The following is a 23872-nucleotide window of genomic DNA, read 5'->3' as shown; positions in this document are numbered from 1 at the left end:
TGTAGCATGTTTCATCCTCAGAGTCCGAAGCACCTTATGGATTTCCCGAACAATCAACGCATGTTTTTTTGGCAATCCGAACCTACGGTTCAGGCTTTTGTACCACTACCGGCTGCGATAGCGTGGGCGGCATGAGCAGCACTCCACGATTCATCCACCTCCGCGTTCACACCGAATATTCCCTGCTGGAAGGCGCCGTGCGGCTGAAAAAGCTGCCTGGTCTGTGTGAAAAGCTTGAGATGCCCGCCGTCGCCGTCACGGACACCAACAGCATGTTCTCTGCGTTGGAGTTTTCGGTCACCGCGAGCGGAGCGGGCGTTCAGCCGATCATGGGGTGCCAGGTCGATCTGACCTATCTGCCGGCGCAACCGGGCGAGAAAGCGAAAGCCCCCGCGCCGCTGGTGCTGCTGGCGCAGTCAGAGGCCGGGTATGAAAACCTAATGAAGCTCAGCTCTTGCCTGTATGTGGACAAGGGCGGGCAGTTGCCGCAGGTGGCATTGGATGAACTGGCAGGGCGCTCGGATGGTCTGATCTGCCTGTCTGGCGGCCCCGACGGACCGGTGGGTCGCTTGTTGCAGCAAGGGCAGCGCCCAGCGGCCGAGGTCTTGGTGGATCGCCTTGCAACCATGTTCCCGGATCGTCTGTATGTCGAATTACAGCGTCATCCAGGCGAGGGTGGTCAGCCCGAGGCCGAACGTCTGACCGAGCGCGGCCATGTTGAAATGGCCTATGCCAAGAACCTTCCGCTGGTGGCTACCAACGATGTCTACTTCCCAACCACGGACATGTACGAAGCGCATGATGCGCTGATCTGTATTGCCGAGGGCGCTTATGTCGATCAGCAGGATGGCCGCCGCCGTCTGACCGCACAGCATTATTTCAAGTCGCAGCAGGAAATGGCGACCCTGTTCGCCGATCTGCCCGAAGCAATCGAAAACACGGTCGAGATCGCAAGGCGTTGTGCGTTCATGGCCTATCGCCGCGATCCGATCCTGCCGAAATTCGCTGATGACGAGGTGGCCGAGCTGCGCCGCATCGCCAATGAAGGTCTGCAGAAACGTCTGGCCGTGATCCCGCATGCGGTAACCCCTGAAGAGTATCAGAAGCGGCTGGATTTCGAACTGGACATCATCGAGGGCATGGGGTTTCCCGGTTATTTCCTGATCGTTGCCGATTTCATCCAATGGTCAAAGGATCAGGACATCCCGGTTGGGCCGGGGCGGGGCTCGGGCGCGGGGTCGCTGGTGGCCTATGCGCTGACGATCACCGACCTTGATCCGTTGCGTTATTCGCTGCTGTTCGAACGCTTCCTGAACCCCGAACGGGTATCGATGCCTGACTTCGATATCGACTTCTGCATGGACCGCCGCGAAGAGGTGATCCGCTACGTGCAGCAGAAATATGGGCGCGACAAGGTTGGGCAGATCATAACTTTTGGCGCGCTGCTGTCGAAGGCCGCCGTGCGTGACATCGGGCGGGTTTTGCAGATGCCATATGGGCAGGTGGACCGTCTGTCCAAGATGATCCCGGTCGAAGGGGTGAAACCCGTCTCGATTGAAAAGGCGCTTAAAGACGAACCGCGTCTGCGTGAAGAGGCGCGTAACGAGGAGGTTGTGGACCGTCTGCTGACTTATGGCCAGCAGGTCGAGGGGCTGTTGCGAAACGCGTCGACCCACGCGGCTGGTGTGGTGATTGGCGACCGTCCGCTGGATGCGCTGGTGCCGCTGTATCAGGATCCGCGTTCCGACATGCCTGCGACCCAATTCAACATGAAATGGGTAGAACAGGCCGGTCTGGTTAAATTCGACTTTCTGGGCCTGAAAACCCTGACCGTGATCCAGAATGCGATGGATCTGATCTTCAAATCCGGGCGCGACCTGCACATCGCTGCTGATGGCACCGAGCTGTACGAAGCCGCCGAAGGGGCCGCGAACCAGATTAACGCCATCCCGCTGGATGATGAAGCGACTTACAAACTCTACTCAGCGGCCAAGACCGTAGCGGTGTTCCAAGTGGAATCCTCGGGCATGATGGATGCGCTCAAGCGGATGAAACCGGATTGTATCGAGGATATCATCGCCCTCGTCGCGCTATACCGTCCGGGCCCGATGGAGAACATCCCCAAGTTCTGCGAGGTCAAGAACAAGCTGAGCGAACGGGACACGCTGCATCCTTCCATCGACCATATCCTGGACGAAACCCAAGGCATTATCGTCTACCAGGAACAGGTTATGCAGATTGCTCAGGAAATGGCGGGCTATAGCCTTGGCGGAGCGGATTTGTTGCGCCGCGCGATGGGTAAGAAAATTCAGGAGGCGATGGATGCCGAGCGGCCTAAGTTCCTCAAAGGCGCTGCTGAGAATGACGTGGACGAGGCTAAGGCGACCGAGGTCTGGAACCTGTTGGATAAATTCGCCAACTATGGCTTCAACAAATCCCACGCTGCCGCCTATGCCGTGGTCAGCTATCAGACCGGCTGGTTGAAGGCGAACCACCCGGTCGAGTTCATGGCCGGCGTCATGAACTGCGATATCCATCTGACTGACAAGCTGGCGGTTTACTTCGAGGAAGTCCGCAAAGGGTTGGAACTGCCTTACATACCGCCCTGCGTGAACCGCTCGCAATCCACGTTTGACGTGGTGGATCAGCATCTGGTTTACGCGCTGGGCGCGTTGAAAAACGTCGGCGTTGAGGCGATGAATTTGGTAGTAGAAGGACGTGCAGGCAAACCGTTCGTCAACCTCTTCGACTTTGCCCGCCGCGTTGATCTGAAGAAGGTCGGCAAGCGGCCCTTGGAAATGCTAGCGCGTGCTGGCGCGTTTGATGAACTCGACAAGAACCGCCGCCGCGTCTTCGAAAGCCTTGATCCACTGGTGCAATATTCAGCTGCGATCCACGATCAGAAGAACTCGAACCAGGTATCGCTGTTCGGCGAGGCGGGCGACGACCTGCCCGAGCCACGCCTTTCGCCGACGCCGGACTGGTTGCCTGCCGAGCGTTTGAGCGAAGAGTTCAAGGCCATCGGATTTTACCTGTCCGGCCACCCGCTGGATGATTATATGCCTGCCCTAAAACGCAAGCAGGTACTGACACTGGATGAGGTGATGGAAAAGGCACGCTCGGGTCCGCTGATCGCCAAGATGGCCGGTGTAGTGGCTGGGCGGCAGGAACGGAAATCTGCGCGCGGAAACCGGTTTGCCTTTGCCCAACTTTCTGACCCTACAGGTGCCTATGAGGTCACACTGTTTTCCGAAACGCTGGAGAAATCCCGTGAGTTTCTGGAAACCGGTGCACAGGTGGTGCTGACCGCCGAAGCAACGATGGAGGCCGATCAACTCAAACTTCTAGGCCGGTCCGTCGGGCCGGTAGATGCGGTCGTGGCCGAGGCAGGGGCGACCGGGCTGCGCATTTTTGTTGATCAGCCGCAGGTTCTGCCCACAGTTGCCAAAGTTCTGGAAGATGCCGCTGGCGCAGCCAAGGGGGCTGCGAAAGGGCCTATCCATCTGTGCCTGCTTGATCCTGGCCTGCCGGGAGATGTCGAGATGGACCTTGGCCAGGAATTCCCGATCAACCCGCAGATCAAAGGGGCGATCAAGTCGCTGGACGGTGTGATGTCGGTCGAGGAAATCTGACCGCCCCGGAAAAGTTGCCTGACATTCGCCCGCCGGGTAGGCTGAGGACTGAAAGAGATTTTCTGGTGATGCCACAGGAGGGCAACCATATGACGATCCCACATTTCGGTTTTCGAACATTGATATTGGCCGCGTCGATGGCCTTGGTCACAGCCTCGGCAAGCGTGGCGGACAACAAGAAGAAAAAGAACACCATCGAAGGCGCGTTGATCGGGGCGGGCGTCGGTGCTTTGATTGGTGATGGCAAGGGCGCGGCAATCGGCGGCGTGGCCGGGGCCTTTATTGGGCATAACTGGAAATGATTGCGATGCGTGTGACCCAAATGAAAACCGCTCTCGCAAGCCTGTGCATGATCGTTCCGGGCATGGCCATCGCCGATGAAACTGCTGAACAAATGGTTCAGGACGCATTGCCCGTCATGTATCATACATGTGCAACGGTGGTTGAAGAGGCGGACGGTGATGAGGCCTATATCTTTGCGGTTGTCGAGAAGATGACAGCGCTGTCGATCTATAACCGCCAGATTGATATCAATGATCACGCAAGCACGGACGAGGACAAAGCGAAACTGCGCGAGACATTCATAGCCGCATTGAGAGAGGGCTGCGCCGAGGACCAGCATGCCCTGTTGGGCGGGGTTGTCGACAATGCGGTGAAAACGACGCTCGGCTTGTAATCGCTCAGTAATGCGGCGGGCGTTCGTCTCCTAGGATGATGCCGCCTGATCCTTCTTGTGCCCGTTCACCTTCGCGGCGCATCAGCACCTCAACCCGGCGGGTCAAGTTGTCGATCTCATCCTGCTGGCGCGTGACGATTGTGTTCAGATCTTCGACCGTGCGGGTCAGATGGGCGATCTGCTCTTCCAGATGTTGCATTGGAAACTCCTGTCTCGGGCCGGTCATAACGGCACCGGCTGTGCAAGGCCAGCGAAAGCGCGCCTTGCCCCGAAACGGGCCATGGGATAGACCGCGCGCGGAACACTTAACGCCCAAGGACGCCCCAAATGGCCAAGCCCAAGAAACAGCCCCGCCCTAAGGCCGTAACGCCGAAGGGGTTTCGCGACTATTTTGGCGAGGAAGTTACGCAGCGCACCGAGATGCTGCGGACTATCGCGGGTGTCTATCATCGCTATGGCTTTGATGCTTTGGAGAGCAGCGCGGTCGAAACGGTCGAAGCGCTGGGCAAGTTCCTGCCTGACGTAGATCGTCCGAACGAAGGCGTCTTTGCCTGGCAGGAATTCGATGAGAACGACAAGGGCGATTGGATGGCCCTGCGCTATGACCTGACCGCGCCATTGGCCCGCGTCTATGCGCAGCACCGCAACGATCTGCCGACACCGTATCGCCGCTATGCGATGGGTCCGGTCTGGCGCAACGAAAAGCCAGGCCCGGGGCGGTATCGTCAGTTTTATCAATGTGATGCGGATACGGTGGGTACCGCATCAATGGCGGCGGATGCCGAGATTTGCGCCATGTTGTCGGATACGCTGGAAACCGTGGGCATCCCGCGCGGTGACTATCTGGTGCGGGTGAATAATCGCAAGGTACTGAACGGCGTGCTCGAGGCGATGGGTCTGGGCGAAGACGCCGCCGCCCGTGACAGCGTGCTGCGCACCATCGACAAGTTCGATAAGGTGGGCGAAGCAGGCGTGCGCGAATTGCTGACCAAGGGTCGTCTGGACGCGTCAGGTGCCTTCATCGACGGCGTGGGTCTAAGCGATGATCAGGCAGAACCGGTCATCGCCTTCCTGACCTCCAAAGCTGCAGATACCGCAGGAACGCTGGCCAATCTGCGTGCCGCCGTGGGTGACAGCCAAATCGGTGCGGATGGCATTGGCGAACTGGAACAGATCGGGACCTTGCTGGAAGCCGGCGGCTATGGCGCGGATCGGATCGAGATTGACCCATCGGTCGTGCGTGGGTTGGGCTATTACACCGGTCCGGTCTATGAGGCCGAGTTGACCTTTGATATCTTTGACGAGAAAGGCCGCAAGCGGCAGTTCGGCTCTGTCGCAGGCGGCGGGCGCTATGACGATCTGGTCAAGCGATTCACCGGGCAGGAAGTGCCCGCGACCGGCGTCTCGATCGGGGTTGACCGTCTGCTGGCCGCCCTGCGCGAAAAGGGGCGGATCAGCGCACAGGACAAGGGGCCGGTGGTTGTCACCGTCATGGATCGCGACCGCATGGCGGATTATCAGGCCATGGTGGCCGAGTTGCGCAATGCGGGCATCCGGGCCGAGGTGTATCTGGGCAACCCCAAGAACTTTGGCAATCAGCTGAAATATGCGGACAAACGGAACTCACCCATTGCGGTGATCGAAGGCGGCGACGAAAAGGCGAACGGGATCCTGCAGATCAAGGACCTGATCCTCGGTGCCAAGATCGCCGAAAGCGCCACGCTTGAGGAATGGAAAGAACGCCCCAGCCAGTTCGAGGTGCCGCGCGGTGATCTGGTCGCCAAGGTGCGCGAAATTCTGGACAGTCAGGACTGAGCCATGGCCAACCGTACTCAGATACAGGCGCGCGCCGCGATGATGCGCGTGCGTTTCGAGACCGCAGGTGCCCGGGTTGTTGATCCGCCTCTGTTGCAACCGGCTGAAACGTTGCTGGACCTCTATGGGGAAGACATTCGCGCCCGTGCTTACGTGACCTCGGATGCGCTGCATGGTGAACAAATGCTGCGCCCGGATTTCACGCTGCCGGTGGTGCAGATGCACATGTCCGACGGTGCCGAACCGGCGCGCTATACCTATTCGGGTGAGGTGTTTCGACGGCAGGAACACGATCCTGATCGCGCGAATGAATATATCCAGGTCGGGTATGAGGTGTTTGATCGCACCGATCCGGCCAGTGCCGATGCCGAAGTGTTTTCGCTGTTTGCGTTGCAACTGCGTGGGTTGCCCCTGCGGGCGGCAACCGGGGATATCGGTATTCTGACCGCTGCTGTCCAGGGGCTGAGGACTTCCGACCGGCGCAAGGCGGCCCTGATGCGCCATCTGTGGCGGCCCCGCCGTTTTCGCGTCTTGCTGGACCGTTTCGCAGGGCGCAAACCAGGGCCCGAGGGGCGCAAGACCTTGCTTGAGGCCGCCGACCCGTTGGCAACCGACGCGCCGATGATCGGCAAGCGCCGCGCATCCGAGATCAAGGCCCGGATCGAAGCCCTGCGCGAGGATCGCGATACGCCCCCGATTTCCGACAACGAACTGGCCGGGTTGGAAACCCTGCTGAACGTCCGCGAAACCATGCCCTTTGCGCTTGAACAGCTGCGCGATGTGGCGGTGGACTTGCCGCAGATCACCCCGGCACTGGACCGGCTTGAGGCGCGGATCGCGGCCTTGCAAGCGCGCGGTGTTGATGTGGATCGGCTGGATTTCGAGGCGGCTTATGGCCGGACCTCAATGGAATACTATGACGGGTTTGTCTTTGGTTTCTACGCCGAGGGCCGACCGGACCTGCCACCCATTGCCACCGGGGGCCGCTATGACGCGTTGACCCGCCACTTGGGCAAAGGGGCAGAAATTCCGGCCGTTGGCGGCGTGATCCGCCCGGATCTGATGCTGGAGATTAAGGAGGACGCGCAATGAGCCTGAAACTGGGCGTGCCTTCAAAAGGCCGGTTGATGGAAAAGACGTTCTCTTGGTTCGAAAAGCGCGGCATCACCCTGTCTCGCAGTGGGTCGGACCGCGAATATGCCGGTAAGGTGGAAGGGATCGAGGGTGTCTCGCTGATCCTGTTATCGGCGGGGGAAATTCCGCGTGAATTGGCTGCTGGTCGCATTCATCTGGGCGTCACCGGAATTGATCTGGTGCATGAAAAACTGCCGCGCTGGGAACAGCAGGTCGAAGAAGTATCTCCGCTTGGGTTTGGCAAGGCCGATCTGATCATCGCTACGCCAGCCTGCTGGGTCGACGTGGACACGCTTGATGACCTTGACGCGGCGGCGGCGGCTTTTCGCAAGACCCACGGCCACCGCCTGCGGATTGCCACCAAATACCACCGGTTGGTGCGTGAATTTCTGACAGATGCGGGCGTGGCCGATTATACGCTGGTCGACAGCCAGGGGGCGACCGAAGGCACGGTAGTGAATGAAACCGCCGAAGCGATTGCCGATATCACATCAACGGGGGAAACCCTGCGCGCCAACCACCTGAAAATCCTGACAGACGGGCTGATCCTGCAATCGCAGGCAACCCTATGGCGCAGCCGGGTGGCCAAGTATACGGACGAAGACAAAGATGTTCTGACTGAGGTGCTCGACCGTCTGGCCTGATTACAGCACGCCGATATCCGCCAGCGCGCGGTTCAGATCATCGGGCAGGGCATCGTCCTGCGCGCGGGTTTTTGGCAGATCGGCGGGGGTGTCCTCGGGTTTGAGATAACGCCACCCCTGAAAGGGGCGTTTCAGGGCGTTCTGGGTGCGATGAACCTCAGGATCCAGAATAATGGCGCAGCGGCGAATGCCGTCATCCCCGATCACTTCGTCCATTCGTAGGATGCGCTGACGGCATTGCACAACGCCTTTGATCACCCAATAGATTGATCCGCCAATCAGAATCTCTGCCTCGCGTTTGGGCCACATGCGTGTCACGTGGCGCGGCAATCCGTCCTCGTAAAGAGGCATGCGACTCTCCTGCCATGCGATCAGCGTGTCGACGCTTTCTGATCCGACGGACAGTTTTATGAGGTTTACGTACTTATCCACAGCTTTCCCACAGAGTCGTCCCAAGGCTACCTTTATATTGTAGCCTTCTGCACCGCTTCATCAAGGTGTTGTGGTGAAGGTGCGAATTGGGCTAATCTGGATACCTCTTTCAAGACAGGGAATCACCAATGAGCCGCTTTGCCGCCCCCATCGCCGAGCAGATCTGGGACATGAAATACCGCTTTAAACAGGCGGATGGAACGCCCATAGACCAAACGGTTGAAGACAGCTGGCGCCGTATCGCTCGCGATCTGGCCCGCGTGGAACAGGACCCTGCTCATTGGGAAGACAAGTTCTTTGAGGCGTTGGAGGATTTCAAATATCTGCCCGCCGGACGCATCACTGCCGGTGCGGGCACTGCGCGCCGGGTGACCCTGTTCAACTGTTTTGTCATGGGAACCATACCAGACAGCATGGGCGGTATTTTCGATATGTTGAAAGAGGCCGCCCTGACCATGCAGCAGGGTGGGGGGATCGGCTATGATTTCTCAACCATTCGTCCGCGTGGGGCGGATGTACACGGGGTGGCGGCGGACGCCTCGGGGCCGCTGAGCTTTATGGATGTGTGGGACGCGATGTGCCGGACGATCATGTCTGCGGGGTCGCGCCGCGGGGCGATGATGGCGACCATGCGCTGCGATCATCCCGATATCGAACAGTTCATCACCGCCAAATCCGACCCGGCACGTCTGCGCATGTTCAACATGTCGGTTCTGGTGACAGATCCGTTCATGGAGGCAGTCAAGGCCGATGGCCCGTGGGAACTGGTGTTTGATGGCAAGGTCTATCACACCATCCAGGCCCGCGATCTTTGGAACAAGATCATGCAGGCCACTTACGACTATGCCGAGCCAGGTGTGATCTTCATCGATCGGATCAATGCGGCCAACAACCTCAGCTATGTCGAGACCATCGCGGCGACGAACCCCTGCGGTGAACAGCCCCTGCCGCCGTATGGCGCCTGTCTGTTGGGCTCGATCAACCTGGCGCGTCTGGTGGCCGGACCGTTCGAGGATGCCGCACATCTCGATGAGGCCGCGCTGCAAGAGCTGGTCGCCACCGCCGTTCGCATGATGGACAATGTGGTCGACGCCTCGAAATTCCCGCTGGCCGAACAAGAGGCCGAGGCGCAAGATAAACGCCGCATTGGTTTGGGTGTCACCGGGCTGGCCGATGCACTGTTGATGCTGGGTCTACGCTATGGCTCTGACGAGGCGGCGCGTCAGACCGAGCGCTGGTTGCACGCAATCGCCCGCGCCGCGTATCTGGCGTCGGTCGATTTGGCAAAGGAAAAGGGGGCGTTTCCCTTGTTCGAAGCCGAGAAGTACCTGGCCAGCGGCACAATGCTGCAGATGGATGACGACGTACGCGATGCGATCCGCGAACACGGCATCCGCAACGCGCTGCTGACGTCGATTGCCCCGACGGGGACGATTTCCCTGTACGCGGGCAACGTCTCTTCGGGGATCGAGCCGGTCTTTGCCTATGCGTATACGCGCAAGGTCCTGCAAAAAGATGGCTCACGCACCGAAGAAGAAGTCGTGGATTACGCTGTTCAGATGTGGCGCGACAAGTTTGGTGATAAGGACCTGCCCGACTATTTCGTCAACGCGCAGACGCTGCCTCCGTCTGATCATGTCAAGATGCAGGCGGCGGCACAGAAATGGATCGACAGCTCGATTTCCAAGACGATCAACTGCCCCGAGGATATCAGCTTTGACGCTTTCAAAGATGTCTACATGCAGGCCTGGGATCAGGGCTGCAAAGGGTGCACGACCTATCGCCCCAACGATGTGACGGGGTCGGTTCTGACCGTATCAGAGAGTGCCGACAAAGCTCCTGGAGAAAGTGCGGATGCGCCGCACGAGGTTGATGGCGGCGATGTCATCTATATGTCCGAACCGCTGGACCGCCCACAATCGCTAGAGGGGTCAACATATAAGTTGAAATGGCCCGACAGCGAGCATGCGATTTACCTGACCATAAATGACATTGTCATTGGCGGCCGCCGTCGTCCGTTCGAGGTATTCATCAACTCCAAGAACATGGAGCATTATGCATGGACGCTTGCGCTGACCCGCATGATCTCGGCCGTGTTCCGTCGGGGCGGTGATGTGTCCTTTGTGGTCGAGGAACTCAAGGCGGTGTTCGACCCGCGTGGCGGGGCCTGGGTGAAAGGCAAATACATCCCCTCGATCCTGGCCGCGATTGGCGGAGTGATCGAGCAGCACCTGATCAATATAGGCTTCCTTGAGGGCGAAGGGATGGGGCTGAAATCCGACCCTCAGGCGCAAGTGGTCAACCTCGACGGCCCCCGCGGCAAAGCCTGCCCGTCCTGCGGTCAGTTCGACATGGTGATGATCGAAGGATGCATGACCTGCCGTAGCTGCGGTCACTCTAAATGCGGGTGATCTGAAGTAGTGGGTTTGTTGTTGTGAAAACCAACAACAGTTTGCAATTTGACCAGCTTAAATTGCAATTCTGACCACTAAAAGTTTGCCATCGCCTCTATCGGGCGGTGGCAAATACCTTTCTGGGAGTGAAGAAAGCCCAATCAGCGTTCGGTCATGATATCCGTTCTGACTGCTGAATTTAGTGAAGCGGGCCATATCGGACATTCATCGCAAAAGAAGCAAATGACCGTAGGGCGCCCACATTGACTCAATGCTGCATCTCGCTCGAATGAAAGTGACGTGTCCTGAATGGGCATCCCTGAGTGTGATGACACCTCGTTCTGTCTCTTAAAAAAGATCTGAGAACTCACCTGTATATGTCACACAAAGAATTGCATCTAACACGTATTCGTTGGAACGATGTTCACTGTGCACGAGCTTGGCTGTGACATTCTACCTGTAAGCAATTGTACATGATTCAAAATTCTTTTCAGTTTTTTACTCTTGGGCCTATCGGTACAAATCATCGCTACAAATAAGGCGAATTTTGGATTGGAGCGTTTCTCTGCCCCTGTTTCGCCGATGACAAGGAGGAAATAAATGTTCAAGATATCAGCGGGTCTCGGGTGTGTATTTGCTGCGGCAATCACCGCTTCGGCGGCCCAGGCAAACGAATGCGGTGAAGTATCACTGATGCAGGCCGATTGGGGGTCAGCGCAAATTGTGACCGCGGTCTCGAAGTTTCTGATGGAGCAAGGCTATGGTTGCGAAGTGACCACGGTTCCGCTCTCGAGCAACCCTGCGCTGGCATCCGTTTCCGAGACAGGAGAGCCCGATATTCTGACTGAAATCTGGACAAACGGCGCGCCGGCTTACCAAGGGCTGGTTGACTCAGGTGCAATCATTCCTGTGACCGAAGTTCTGTCAGATGGCGGTGTCGAAGGGTTCTTTGTTCCGAACTACCTTGTGGAGGAGCATCCGGAACTGGCAACAATTGAAGGCATCGCAGCCAACCCCGAACTCGTCGGAAATCGCTTTCACAATTGCCCCGAGGGATGGACCTGTCTGAATGTCAGCACCAACCTGATGAAGGCAGGCGGGCTGATTGATGCAGGCATTGAAAACTTCGTGCATGGATCAGGCGAAACCCTTGCGGCTTCGATCGCGGCCGCCTACGAAAACAAAGAGCCGTGGTTCGGCTTCTATTGGGCACCGACATCGGTATTGGGCAAATACCCGATGACCCTGGTCGAAATGGGCCCCCATGACCCTGAAAAGCATGCCTGCAACATCACGGCGGAATGCGAGACGCCAGCAATGAGCGCCTTCCCCCGCAGCGAAGTGGTTACAGTTCTTTCCAAGGAATTCATGGCCGAAAACGCAGAAATCTCTGAACTGATGACAAATCTGTCCTTCACCAACGCACAGATGGGCGAAACGCTGGCATGGGTCGAGGACAACAATGCCTCCTACGATGAAGGTGCTGTGCACTTTCTGACGACCTACAAGGATGTCTGGGGGGCGTGGCTTAACGATGCTGCGCGCGACAAACTTTCCGCATTGCTGCAGTAAACTGCACGAACAGGGGCATCCTCAGTGATGCCCCTAACGCACTGAAGAAGATCGGAAAGTGGGATAAATGGCCTTCTATGACAAGTTATTCAGCGCATTGGGTTTGAGCGAATGGTGTGGCACGCCAGACGATAAAGCGCCTCTTTCGCTGGCGGACCTTGCGGCGCAAGCAGGAGGAGAAGAGGCCTCTGGGCCGCTCATTCCAATTCCCTCGTTTGATAATCTGCACGAAAGCTGCAACCGCATATGGCAGTCGCGCGATGTAACCAACGGGATCGAAGAAGGGTTTCTGGCAGCCAAACCGGTCCTGAAAACCGTTCTGGACCCGATCACACAGCCATTGAGCTGGATATTGGATGGCGCACTTTGGCTGTTTGAAGCGACGCCATGGTTCATCATGGTCCCGCTTCTGGTGGCGATTTCCTGGTACGCGTCGCGTTCGCGCCCTGTGACGATCTTCGTCGCCGTCTCGATTATGCTGCTGGCCGTCGTAGACCACTACGATGTGGCGATGCAGACTCTGTCGATCATCTTTGTATGTACGACGATATCGGTGCTGTTCGGTGTACCCATTGGCATTGCCATGTCGAAATCTGACCGATTGCAAAAAAGCGTGGTTCCGTTACTCGACCTGCTGCAGACCCTGCCGACCTTCGTGTACCTGATCCCTCTGATTTTCTTGTTCTCGGTCACGGAATCCAAACTCTACGGGATTGCAATCATCCTTTACGCGATTGTCCCTGTGATCCGCCTGACCGATCTGGGCATCCGGCTTGTCGACAGGGACGTGATTGAGGCGGCCAATGCCTTTGGCATGACAGATCGCCAGAAACTGTTGCGGGTGCAACTCCCTTTGGCGTTGCCCAATATCATGGCCGGAATAAACCAGACCATCATGATGAGCCTTGCCATGGTCGTGATCGCCTCTCTTGTTTCGGCACCCGGTCTGGGCGTGAACGTGTTGCGCGGTATCCGGAACCTTGAACTGGGTGTGGGCATCGTCGCTGGCATCGGCATCGTGCTGCTCGCAGTGATCCTTGATCGCGTGTCCAAAGCAGCTCTCACACGGGTCGATAAAACCCAAGTCAAACACTAAGGAGCCTGTTCGATGACACAACCAATGGTCAGCCTGTCCGGGCTCTATAAAATCTTTGGCACCCGCGACAAGGACGTGTTGCAGCATGTCAAAGGAGGCATGGGCAAGGAAGAATTGTTGGCACGGCACGGGCACGTATTGGGTCTCAACAACATCAACGTCGATATGCAGGCGGGCGAAATCACAGTTGTCATGGGCCTGTCAGGCTCGGGCAAATCCACGCTGATCCGCCACCTGAACCGATTGATCGAACCCACTGCGGGCGAGATCATCGTGCAGGGTGAGGATGTGATGCAACTGTCCGAGGACGGGTTGCGCCATGCTCGACAGGAAAAGATGTCGATGGTGTTCCAGAAGTTCGCGTTATTGCCGCACAAGACCGTGCTGAAGAACGCAGGCATGCCGCTCTCGGTGCGCGGCGAGGACGAGGCGACTTGCGACCGTGAAGCCGCCAAGTGGCTGGATCGCGTGGGTCTGAGCGGGTTCGAGAACCATTATCCAGCGCAATTGTCCGGTGGGATGCAACAGCGTGTGGGCATTGCCCGGGCGCTGACCGCGAACACACCGATCATGCTGATGGACGAGGCTTTCTCGGCTCTTGACCCACTGATCCGAACCGACATGCAGGACCTGCTGCTCGAGCTGCAAAAAGAGCTGCACAAGACCATCATCTTCATCACTCACGATCTAGATGAGGCGTTGAAGCTGGCCGATCACCTTGTGATCCTTAAAGACGGCTTTGTCGTGCAGCAGGGCGAGCCGCAGCATATTCTGTTGAACCCCAACGATCCTTACATCGAAGACTTCGTGAGCGACATCAACCGAGCACGGGTTCTGCGGGTCCGCTCGATCATGACCCCGCTGGACGGTGGCCAAGTGCCAGAAGATGCCCATGGCGAAGTGGACGTGAACGACACGCTCGAAAGCATGATCGCGCGGTCCGGCGGGGATACGTCACACGCCTATGTCGTCAAGGATGGGGAGAAGACAGTCGGCTCACTGGATATGACTGAACTGGTTCGCGCACTCGTCCCTCGCGTCGCATCCGAAGCAGGCGCACGTCAGTCCTGACGCGCGCTGACGACAAAGCTGGAATTCATCAGATCAGGCCCGAAATAGCCGCATGGTTGGGTCGGCTTCGATCTGTTCGAACAGCCAGTCAACAAACGTATCGAGCTTTGGGTTGGGTGCACGTTCTTTTTGCGTCGCCAGATACCAGCTGCCTGGCTCGGGCACCGAAATATCAAACGGTTTGACCAGGCGCTCCCTTTCAAGGTCACGCGTGCAAAACGGTGCTCTTGCGACGCTGATACCGTGATTTTTTAGAACAGCTTCACGGACCAGCGGGTAATTGTCGAAAACAGAGCCAAATTTCATCGTTTCGCGATCTAAGCCCGCCGCATCCAACCAGCAGTCCCAGTCATCCGGCTCATTCCATGTGTTTGGGACACTCAGCAACAGGAAATTTCTTAGCTCTTCCAGCGGCATTCCACCGCTTGCGGCTTTCAAGGCCTCCGGAGCACATACCGGGTAGATATCCGTTTCGAACAAGGGGCTATAGTCAAACCGTTTGTCAAATGGTGGCGCGTTGAACACGCCCACATCGAACCGGTGCATGTCATAATCACCGTCTTCAAAGGTAGAGACGATGCGCACGCGTGTGTCCGGATTATCCTGAAGAAAGTCTGCCAATCTGGGCTGTAACCACATTGTATTGAAACTTGCGTAGGACTGAACGAGCAACACGTCCGGTTCCTCAGGTGTCTGGATGCGCCGAGTGGCTTTGATGATTCCCTGAATGTGTTCGCGTATTGGCGGGTAATATTGCTCGCCAGCCGGTGTTAGCTCGACCGAACGGCTTGTGCGTTCCAGTAGTTTAACACCGATTGTTGTTTCTAATGCTTTGACCTGGTGGCTGACTGCCGCATGCGTCACACAAATCTCGTCAGCGGCCTTTCGGAAACTCTTGTGACGCGCCACCGCCTCAAAAGCGCGCAGTGAAACCAGCGTGGGCATGTGAGTGGTCATTGCTGCATCTCCTCGATGAAATCAATTCTGCTTACCCTCAAGCAGAGTTATCCGACGACGGGCGCGAATATAGCAGGGTATTGATACTCTTTTTCATAACCTGTCAGGGGGTAGCACGCAATTCGCGGTGCGATGTGATCGGTTAGAATTTCTTGATGAAAGGAAATTTCTTTCAATTCTTCAACTGGGTGAGAAATGCCAGATTAGCAGATAGAGATGTTATGGGATTCCACCTTCATGCCACCACTTTCACCTTCGCCAAATGCATATGGCTATCCGTTGCTGATTAAACACTTGCTGGCCGGATCCCAGCTCGCGTCAGCCAGCCAAGAGATCGTCAGCGGCACCGAAATGCGGTTGAGCTATGCGGACTTGGGCAAACGCGTGCGCCAACTTGCCAATTCTTTAAAGGCGAGCGGGATACATGAGGGTATGCGCGTCGGTGTCATGGATTGGGATACGCACCGTTATCTTGAGTGTTTTTTCGCGATCCCGATGATGGGCGCGTCCCTTTTCACGATCAACGTGCGACTATCTCCTGCTCAGGTTCTTTATACGATCAACCATGGGCAACCAGATCTGATCATCGTGCACCGCGATTTCATGTCGCTCATAGAGGGTATCAAATCGGGCTTTGATCGGGACATCACCATCGTGCCGATTGGAGACGGAGAAGGATATGAAGAGTGGATAGGCGAGGCCCCAGACAGCTTTGACTTCCCGGACTTCGATGAAAACCAAACCGCAACCCTGTTTTATACGACCGGGACCACCGGCAATCCCAAGGGGGTGAGCTATTCACACCGGCAGTTGGTCCTTCACACGTTGGGCCTGATCGCCGGCTTCGGAGCGTGGCCCGGAAACGCCGGATTTCATCGCGGCGACGTCTACATGCCGCTGACGCCCTTGTTTCACGTCCACGGCTGGGGATTTCCATATGCCGCAACGATGCTGGGGCTGCGTCAGGTCTATCCCGGTCGATATGACCCTGACACAATCTTACGATTGATTGCAGACGAAGGCGTCACCTTTTCCCACTGCGTGCCCACGGTTCTGTCAATGGTGCTCGACCATCCGGGCTGCCCACAAATTGACCTGGACAGATGGAAAGTGATCATTGGCGGGGCCGCTTTGCCGCGCAATTTGCAGGACCGGGCGGCGGCGGCAGGCATATCCTTGCATGCGGCCTATGGGATGTCCGAGACCTGTCCGTTTCTGACGGTGGCCGATTTGTCCAGCGACGATCCAGAGGTGCAGGCGCAAACCGGCTTTCCCGGCCCGCTTGTCGACCTTCGTGTTGTGACACCGGATATGCAGGACGTTCCACATGACGGCGAAACAACCGGCGAAGTTGTTGCTCGGGCTCCCTGGTTGACACAAGGCTATCTGGATAATGCGCAAGCCTCGGATGAGCTTTGGGACGCTGGGTATCTGCATACCGGGGATGTTGGGTATATCCGCGAGAATGGATCGTTGCAGATTACTGACCGCCTCAAGGATGTGATCAAGACCGGCGGCGAATGGATATCTTCACTGGCACTGGAAAACATAGCATCGTCTTGCAGCGGCGTTGAGGACGTCGCAGCAATCGGGCTGCCGCACGCGAAATGGGGCGAAAGGCCAGTGTTGGTCGCTCAAGCCGCAAAGGATGCCGACCCGGATATTGTGCGCTTGAGAGTCATGGAAGAAATCCAGTCGCGGGTTGACGCAGGCGAGATCTCAAAATGGGCAGTTCCAGACGAGATAATCTTTGTCGCCCGCCTACCTAAAACCAGCGTCGGCAAGCTCGACAAGAAACTCGTGCGGAAAGATATTTCAACGCGCTCGGACTTTAAATCATGACAGACAAACAACGCCGTATTCAGGCGCTTATTCAATCCATTGTCACCTATCTGCAGGCTCACAGAGCTGCCACGCGCGGCGTTGATCTGACGTTGGACAAGCTGGCAGCCATGGACCTGAAGGGTGAGAGGCTCATTGATTTACCTCCCCAAGGAACCCGGCACGATGAGGTTCTGAAGAACGCCATCGCCGGGATTGTCGCCCCCGAATTGCAAGAAATCGCACGTTGTCTGAAAGCTGCCAAAGAGGATCTGGCCTGGCGCGAAGACAACGCCCAATTCTATCCACCTGATGCCGATTTGGGCGAAGGATATGCAAAGTGTAACCTGCATACTTTGCTGATTGGGCCGGACGCATGTGGGCATCATCATCCCGATTTCAGCCTTGGCATTTTCATGTTGGGTCCACGGACGCTGTATCGGGACCACAACCACGATGCGCCAGAGCTTTATCTGAACCTGTCCGAGAAATCTGGTTGGCGGTTTGGCACTCGCGATTGGCAGGATTATCCGGCTGGATCACTTATATGGAACGCAGCTGGCGAGCCCCATGCCACCCGGGTCTATGACCAGCCGTTCATCTCGGTCTTTGTCTGGCTCGAGAACGTGAATTCACCCTGCAATGTAATCCACTTCGACGATTGGGCAGAGATCGAACAAGATCTTGCCAAACAGTCCAATTGAGGTTTCCAAACATGATTTCCATTAAACACACCGAGGGTGTCGCTTTCATTGAGCTGAATGCCCCGCCAGTGAACGCTCTTGGCCTGAAGATGCGGCAGGCGCTTTCCTCGGCCATCCACGAGTTGGACGCCGATGAACAGGTCAAAGCTATCGTTCTATGCTCGGCTCTGCCGCTCTTTTGCGGCGGCGCTGACATCGCTGAGTTTCGTACAGGGGCAGTCTGGGACAAGCCGGACCTGCCAGACCTGTGTGTAACGATTGAAACCAGCAAGAAACCTATTATCGCCGCGATAGCAGGTCCCGCTATGGGTGGCGCGCTGGAGATTGCGCTTGCCTGTGATTACCGTGTCGCCACGCCGGATGCGGTGATGGGCCTACCTGAGATCAAACTGGGGCTGCTGCCTGGTGCCGGCGGCACCCAGCGACTACCCCGGATTGCCGGGCTGGAAGCGGCAACGCAAATGATCCTCTCGGGTGATCCCGTGAAAGGCGAATATGCCCTGTCTTGCGGGCTGGTCGACGCACTGTTTGAAAACAACCAGGATTTTCGCGCGCATGTTTTGGGTTTTGCCACCCGTGTCAGCCATGAGGGCGATCCAAAACGCAGTTGTGCGGATATGACCGTCACACACCCTGATCCGAAGGGATATCTGACGGGTTTCCGAGACCAGATAGCGCACACGTCCAAAAACCTTGTCGCCCCTGAACGATGTTTGGTGTCCATCGAGACCGCGTGCGAAATGCCGCTGGCCGAGGGGTCGGCACAAGAGAAGGTGGGTTTCGCTGAACTGCTCGACACACCTCAATCGCGCGCGGGGCGGCATCTGTTCTTTGCAGAGCGTGAATGCACCAAGGTTCCCGGCGTTACCCGTGCTGACCAACCACGTAGCATTTCATCGGTCGCCGTGATCGGTGCCGGAACAATGGGGCGCGGCATTGCCATCGCCTTTCTGCAGGCGGGGTATCCGGTCACGCTTCTGGAAACCACACAAACTGCGCTGGAACAGGGGCTGGATCAGGTCAGGGAGCATTTCCAACGCGCGGCCCAAAAAGGGCGGCTTAGTGCCAATCGGGCAGAGGCAATCGCCGCCAACGCCACTGGGACGCTTAGCTATGCAGACCTTGCGAAGGCCGACCTGATCATTGAAGCGGCGTTTGAAAGCATGAATGTCAAACGCCAGATTTTCGAAGCGTTGGGCCAGCACGCTAAACCCGGCGCGATACTGGCCTCAAACACATCGACGTTGGATCTTGATGAAATAGCTGCGGTCACGTCCCGTCCGGAGGATGTGATTGGTCTCCATTTCTTCAGCCCGGCGAACGTCATGCGCTTGCTAGAGGTGGTGCGGGGCGCCAAGACCGCTCCCGATGTCATTGCAACGGCAATCATGGTCGCAAAGAAGATCCGAAAGCTCCCTGTCACGGTTGGCGTGTGCTACGGCTTTGTTGGAAACCGGATGCTGGAACCATACTTCCGCGAAGGATCCCGTCTGCTTCTAGAGGGGGCGACACCGAAACAGGTGGATAACGTCCTTGAAGGCTTCGGCATGGCCATGGGCATTCATGCGATGGCAGATCTGGCCGGAGTCGATGTGGGCGCACGCGTGCGTCAGGAACGGCGTAGTGAAATCGCGCATGACCCGACATACCAGGCTGTGCAGGACAGGTTGTTTGAACTAGGCCGACTGGGTCAGAAAACCGGGCGAGGAAGCTATGTCTACGAGGGGCGGACACGGGTCGAAGACCCTGAGATTGTTCAAATCAGTGCCCATTTGGCGGACTTGCATGGCGTGAAGCGCAGGGAAATCGACGATCAGGAAATCCTTGAACGTTGTCTGTTCCCCCTGATCAACGAGGGCTTCTTGATCCTTGAAGAGGGCATTGCAACGCGCCCGGGTGATTGCGACCTGATCTGGGCCAATGGCTATGGCTTTCCGAACTGGCGCGGCGGCCCAATGCACTATGCCGACGAGATTGGATTAAGCCAGATTCTGGGGCGCATGAACCACTATCGGCAGTCGCTTGGCGCCTATGGCGAGATGTGGTTCACGCCTGCGCCTTTGTTGGAAGAACTCGCAACCTCGGGCGTGACACTTACCGCGTATTTTGATGCCAAAAAGGAAAAATCATGAGAGAAGCCGTTGTCGTCTCAACCGCCCGAACCCCGATTGGGGTTGCCTTCAAGGGTGCGCTGAACAACATTAAATCCCCTACCATGATGGGGCACGCCATTCAGCACGCTGTTGAACGTGCAGGCGTGGACCCCGGTACGATCGAAGATGTCGTGATCGGATCGGTCCTTACGGCGGGGACAGCAGGCATGAATGTCGCTCGTTTGTCGGCGCTGGCGGCGGGCCTTCCCAATACGGTGGCAGGACAGACGATCGACAGGCAATGTTCCTCCGGGTTGATGGCCATTGCGACGGCTGCAAAGCAGGTCATTGTGGATGGTCAGAATGTCGCCGTGGCAGGCGGGCAGGAAAATATTTCCACCCTGCAGAATGCCTATCTGAAATGGGCGGGCGATGAGAAAGATCCAAACGTTATCGCCCAATCTGAACATGCTTATATGCCGATGCTGATGACGGCGGAAAATGTGGCGCAGGCATATGGGATCAGTCGTGACGCCCAGGATGAATATGCTGCACTTTCCCAAGGTCGGACGGCCCGGGCTCAGGCTGCTGGCGCCTTTGATGACGAGATTGTCCCGATCACTGCGATAAAGCGGGTCAAGAATCGCGAAACCGGAGAGGAAACCCTGGAAGAAGTGACCTTGTCAAAAGACGAAGGCAACAGGCCGGGTACGACGGCCGAAACACTTGGCCAGCTGAACCCGGTTGTCGAAGGAGGCGTGATCACTGCCGGAAACGCAAGCCAGCTTTCTGACGGTGCCTCGGCTTGTGTGCTCATGGAAGGCAAAATGGCTGAGCAGCGGGGCCTCACACCGCTAGGTATTTATCGCGGCATGGCTGTTGCAGGAAACGAACCGGAAGAGATGGGTGTCGGCCCGATCTATGCCATTCCAAAGCTGCTGAAGAATGCAGGTCTTCGCATCGAAGACATCGGCCTTTGGGAGCTTAACGAAGCCTTTGCCTGCCAGGTTCTGTATTGCCGCGACCATCTTGGGATCGATCCCGAAATCTACAACGTGAACGGCGGTGCGATATCGATTGGCCACCCCTATGGTATGACAGGCGCGAGACAAGTCGGGCACGCTCTGCTTGAGGGGAGGCGTCGTGGTGTAAAATACGTGGTTACGTCCATGTGTGTTGGCGGAGGCATGGGGGCCGCAGCGTTGTTCGAAGTCACCTGAACCCACTGAAATGAGTTCAAGCAGAGCGTTATGTGGTTGAGACATTGACATTCTGTCATCTGCGAAGGTCGACATCTGCATGTGCCGCATTTCATGTCACCCGGAATTGGTGATACCTCCTGACGTGTTATGACCAATGTTACGCCAACGATCCTTTCCACGGTTTCCAGCCAGTTTGTCGATGACTGGCTGGCGGCGCTGCGTGCCCTGTGCCCAGAGGCGCAGATGGCGGCGCTGCTTAGCCGGTCCGGTCTGAACGCGGATACGCGCTCGCCGAATGGTCGCGTCACGCTGGATCAGATCGTTTGCCTCTATCAACTTGCCGCAGTTGAGACCGGTGATGAGATGATGGGGCTTTGGAGCAGACCCGTCCGGCCAAGGGCTCTACAACACCTTCTGACGACTGTCAGAGAGGCCACGTCTCTGTCATCGGCTCTTTACCGGTTTTCGACCTTCTGGAACTTGCTGTTGGATGATTATCAGTTTGTTCTGGATGACGCTGAAGGCGCGTTGGTGCTTACCCTGAAACCACAAGGCGAAGTGCCGCTTCAGCGGTTTGGACATATGCTGATCCTCAAACTTGCCCACGGGCTCATGTCTTGGCTGGCAGGGCATGAGGTTCCGGTTAAGGCCGTTGATTTCGCGTTTGATCGCCCGGACTTTGATCAGGATTACGCGATTATCTTTCCTGCACCACTGCGGTTTGGCCAACCCGCCACCGCCATCGCGTTTGATCCGAATGTAATGGGCCCTGTGCAGACACGAAGCACAGCTGATCTTGACCGGTTTTTGCAAAACGCGCCGCGAGACTGGATTTTTACCTCTTCCCGCGAACACACCCAATCGCTGCGGGTGCGCACGTATCTGGGTCAGACAGGTTGGGATTCGGCGACCTTGACACAGACAGCATCCGCAATGCACATGACCCCGCGCACCCTGATCCGCAGGCTACACGCGGATGGCACGTCGTTTCAGGCCATAAAGGATGCCCTGCGGCGCGACATCGCAATCCGCGACCTGCAGGCGGGGCGCAAAAGCGTTGAGGCCATCGCACTTGATGTCGGATTTTCCTCGGCAGCCAATTTTCACCGGGCCTTTCAACGCTGGACCGGCAGCACCCCCAGTTCGTATCGCAGGACGAATATCTGAGACGCGCTTTTTGTCACTTTTGGACAATACCCTGTCACCACGCGAGATAGAGTGAAGAAGTTTCTCCTGCTAAATATTGCGCAATACATGGCGTTCTCACCTGGTTCTCCTCTAGAAGCTTGACCCGCTGCCTGCTCAGCAGCTGCTGATGTGTGGCGTCATGTGAAAAGAGCCGCTCACAAAAGGACCGACCAATGTCAGACAAACTCGCCACCATACTCCAAGCCGCACGTGACCATGCCGAGCAGGTCATCTTGCCCAATGTGGACGCCTGGAACGCCGCAAAGAAGTGGCCCCGTGATGCGTCTGACAAGGCCGGAGCCGCTGGCCTGACGGGGCTCTACGCCCCCGAGGAGTTTGGTGGTCAGGGCTTGCTGCTGTCAGAAGGTATTCAGGTCTATGAACAACTGGGACTGGGCGATGGCGCCTATGCCTTTGCCCTGTCGATGCATAACATCTGTACCTTCGCGGGCTGCGGCTATGGCACAGATACCTTCAAGGAAACATGGGCGCGGGATCTGACCTCGGGCCGCAAGCTGGCGAACTTTGCACTGACCGAACCGCAATCGGGGTCGGACGCAACAAACATGTATTCGCGCGCCGTGATCAATGATGACGGCACTTGGACGATCAGCGGTGCGAAGGCATGGGTCAGCTTGGCGACCGAGGCTGACATCTATTTCACCGTGGTCAAAACCAGTGACACACCCGGCCACAAGGATATGGCGATGATTGCCATCCCGGCCGACACTCCGGGCCTCAGCTTTGGTCCGCTCTACGATACCCCATCCTACAACTTCCTGCCTCTGGCCGAGATGTACATGGACAAGGTCGTGGTGAGCGAAGACAACATCATCCTGCCAATCGGTCAGGGCTTGCAAGGCTCGCTCATGGCGATCGATATCGCCCGTGTGTCGATTGCGTCAGGATGCTGTGGATTGATGCAAGCTGCCTTGGATACGGCTCTGTCCTATTCCAAGAACCGCAAGATGTTTGGCGGCAAGAACCTCGATCTGGACGGGATCCAGTGGATGCTGGGCGAGGTTGCAACCGATCTTGAAGCCTCCAAGCTGCTTTATCGCAAAGCGGCAGAATCCCTTGGCACACCCGAAGGCCCTCTGATGGCCGCTCATGCCAAACGGTTTGTGCCAGATGCCGCCGTGAAGGCTGCGAACACCTGCACGCAAGTGTTGGGCGGCATGGGGCTGTTGCAGCCTTATGGACTGGATCGTTTGTCCCGTCTTGCACAAATGCTGCGGATTGTGGACGGGACGACAGAAATCAGCCGCGTGGTCATCGGGCGGGCCCTACAAAAACGAGCAGCGACATTGTCTGATCTGCCAGTACCGAAAGGATTTGGTGAGGCCGGCTGAACATCCCACCCACCGGTGAAGCGGAGCCGACCTGAAAATCTCCTCAGAGATCGGTAAAATCGAAACACCGGCCGCGCATATGCGGCCGGT

19 protein-coding genes are annotated in these 23872 nt (G+C 57.1%); 16 read left to right on the top strand and 3 right to left on the bottom strand.

The window, feature by feature from the left end:
- The first annotated feature begins 131 nt into the window (after positions 1 to 131).
- The 3 genes from dnaE (at position 132) to AC2FLG_RS06020 (ending at position 4308) form a co-directional block, all read left to right on the top strand.
- Positions 132 to 3632, top strand: coding sequence for a DNA polymerase III subunit alpha (dnaE, locus tag AC2FLG_RS06030; protein WP_496705441.1), 3501 nt, complete (start codon positions 132 to 134; stop codon positions 3630 to 3632).
- Positions 3633 to 3721: 89 nt separating this feature from the next.
- Positions 3722 to 3934, top strand: a complete 213-nt coding sequence (locus AC2FLG_RS06025; protein ID WP_271952544.1) for a YMGG-like glycine zipper-containing protein — start codon at positions 3722 to 3724, stop codon at positions 3932 to 3934.
- Positions 3935 to 3954: 20 nt separating this feature from the next.
- Positions 3955 to 4308, top strand: a complete 354-nt coding sequence (locus AC2FLG_RS06020; protein ID WP_271952542.1) for a hypothetical protein — start codon at positions 3955 to 3957, stop codon at positions 4306 to 4308.
- A 4-nt stretch (positions 4309 to 4312) separates the two neighbouring features.
- Here the strand turns inward: AC2FLG_RS06020 and AC2FLG_RS06015 are convergent, their stop codons facing one another.
- Positions 4313 to 4507, bottom strand: coding sequence for a SlyX family protein (locus AC2FLG_RS06015; RefSeq protein ID WP_142638896.1), 195 nt, complete (start codon positions 4505 to 4507; stop codon positions 4313 to 4315).
- Positions 4508 to 4635: 128 nt separating this feature from the next.
- Between AC2FLG_RS06015 and hisS the strand changes: the two genes are divergently transcribed.
- The 3 genes from hisS to hisG are packed head-to-tail and all read left to right on the top strand — an operon-like array spanning position 4636 to position 7901.
- A complete protein-coding gene (hisS, locus tag AC2FLG_RS06010; RefSeq protein WP_496705439.1) occupies positions 4636 to 6123 on the top strand; it encodes a histidine--tRNA ligase in 1488 nt (495 codons plus the stop codon).
- Between the two features lie 3 nt (positions 6124 to 6126).
- Positions 6127 to 7215 (top strand): ATP phosphoribosyltransferase regulatory subunit, encoded by a 1089-nt coding sequence (locus AC2FLG_RS06005; RefSeq protein WP_496705437.1) that lies wholly within the window; start codon positions 6127 to 6129, stop codon positions 7213 to 7215.
- The gene (gene hisG, locus AC2FLG_RS06000) at positions 7212 to 7901 is read left to right on the top strand and encodes an ATP phosphoribosyltransferase (protein ID WP_496703847.1); all 690 of its coding nucleotides are present in this window, start codon (positions 7212 to 7214) and stop codon (positions 7899 to 7901) included. The genes AC2FLG_RS06005 and hisG overlap by 4 nt, the downstream gene beginning before the upstream one ends.
- Here the strand turns inward: hisG and AC2FLG_RS05995 are convergent, their stop codons facing one another.
- Positions 7902 to 8333 (bottom strand): DUF1489 family protein, encoded by a 432-nt coding sequence (locus AC2FLG_RS05995; protein WP_496705435.1) that lies wholly within the window; start codon positions 8331 to 8333, stop codon positions 7902 to 7904.
- A gap of 128 nt (positions 8334 to 8461) precedes the next feature.
- Here AC2FLG_RS05995 and AC2FLG_RS05990 point away from each other — a divergent pair, with 128 nt between their 5' ends.
- From AC2FLG_RS05990 to AC2FLG_RS05975, 4 genes are all read left to right on the top strand, one after another.
- Entirely contained in the window at positions 8462 to 10744 is a 2283-nt protein-coding gene (locus AC2FLG_RS05990) for an adenosylcobalamin-dependent ribonucleoside-diphosphate reductase (RefSeq protein ID WP_142638886.1), read from the top strand.
- A 582-nt stretch (positions 10745 to 11326) separates the two neighbouring features.
- The gene (locus AC2FLG_RS05985; RefSeq protein ID WP_496692282.1) at positions 11327 to 12298 is read left to right on the top strand and encodes an ABC transporter substrate-binding protein; all 972 of its coding nucleotides are present in this window, start codon (positions 11327 to 11329) and stop codon (positions 12296 to 12298) included.
- Between the two features lie 67 nt (positions 12299 to 12365).
- A complete protein-coding gene (locus tag AC2FLG_RS05980; protein ID WP_074738236.1) occupies positions 12366 to 13394 on the top strand; it encodes an ABC transporter permease in 1029 nt (342 codons plus the stop codon).
- Positions 13395 to 13406: 12 nt separating this feature from the next.
- Positions 13407 to 14465, top strand: coding sequence for a quaternary amine ABC transporter ATP-binding protein (locus AC2FLG_RS05975; protein WP_074738238.1), 1059 nt, complete (start codon positions 13407 to 13409; stop codon positions 14463 to 14465).
- A gap of 33 nt (positions 14466 to 14498) precedes the next feature.
- Here AC2FLG_RS05975 and AC2FLG_RS05970 read toward each other — a convergent pair whose 3' ends face one another.
- Positions 14499 to 15422, bottom strand: coding sequence for a LysR substrate-binding domain-containing protein (locus tag AC2FLG_RS05970; protein WP_074738240.1), 924 nt, complete (start codon positions 15420 to 15422; stop codon positions 14499 to 14501).
- Positions 15423 to 15659: 237 nt separating this feature from the next.
- Here AC2FLG_RS05970 and AC2FLG_RS05965 point away from each other — a divergent pair, with 237 nt between their 5' ends.
- The 6 genes from AC2FLG_RS05965 to AC2FLG_RS05940 all read left to right on the top strand — a co-directional run bounded on the left by AC2FLG_RS05965 (position 15660) and on the right by AC2FLG_RS05940 (position 23782).
- Positions 15660 to 17264, top strand: coding sequence for a fatty acid--CoA ligase (locus AC2FLG_RS05965; protein WP_496705433.1), 1605 nt, complete (start codon positions 15660 to 15662; stop codon positions 17262 to 17264).
- Positions 17261 to 17947, top strand: a complete 687-nt coding sequence (locus AC2FLG_RS05960; RefSeq protein WP_074738242.1) for a dimethylsulfonioproprionate lyase family protein — start codon at positions 17261 to 17263, stop codon at positions 17945 to 17947. Before AC2FLG_RS05965 ends, AC2FLG_RS05960 begins: the two co-directional genes overlap by 4 nt.
- Positions 17948 to 17958: 11 nt before the next feature.
- Positions 17959 to 20079, top strand: a complete 2121-nt coding sequence (locus tag AC2FLG_RS05955; protein WP_496705432.1) for a 3-hydroxyacyl-CoA dehydrogenase NAD-binding domain-containing protein — start codon at positions 17959 to 17961, stop codon at positions 20077 to 20079.
- Positions 20076 to 21260: an acetyl-CoA C-acyltransferase gene (locus tag AC2FLG_RS05950; protein ID WP_496701128.1), complete on the top strand. Its 1185-nt coding sequence runs from the start codon at positions 20076 to 20078 to the stop codon at positions 21258 to 21260. Before AC2FLG_RS05955 ends, AC2FLG_RS05950 begins: the two co-directional genes overlap by 4 nt.
- A 129-nt stretch (positions 21261 to 21389) precedes the next feature.
- On the top strand, positions 21390 to 22409 hold the full coding sequence (locus AC2FLG_RS05945; protein WP_282022449.1) for an AraC family transcriptional regulator: 1020 nt from the start codon (positions 21390 to 21392) through the stop codon (positions 22407 to 22409).
- Positions 22410 to 22603: 194 nt separating this feature from the next.
- Complete coding sequence (locus tag AC2FLG_RS05940; RefSeq protein ID WP_074738250.1) at positions 22604 to 23782, top strand: acyl-CoA dehydrogenase family protein; 1179 nt, start codon at positions 22604 to 22606, stop codon at positions 23780 to 23782.
- Positions 23783 to 23872: the final 90 nt, after the last annotated feature.

It is taken from the genome of Ruegeria sp. CDSA193 (assembly GCF_059611885.1).
Note: the sequence above shows the minus strand (reverse complement) of the source record. Positions and strands in the feature narration are given on the sequence as shown.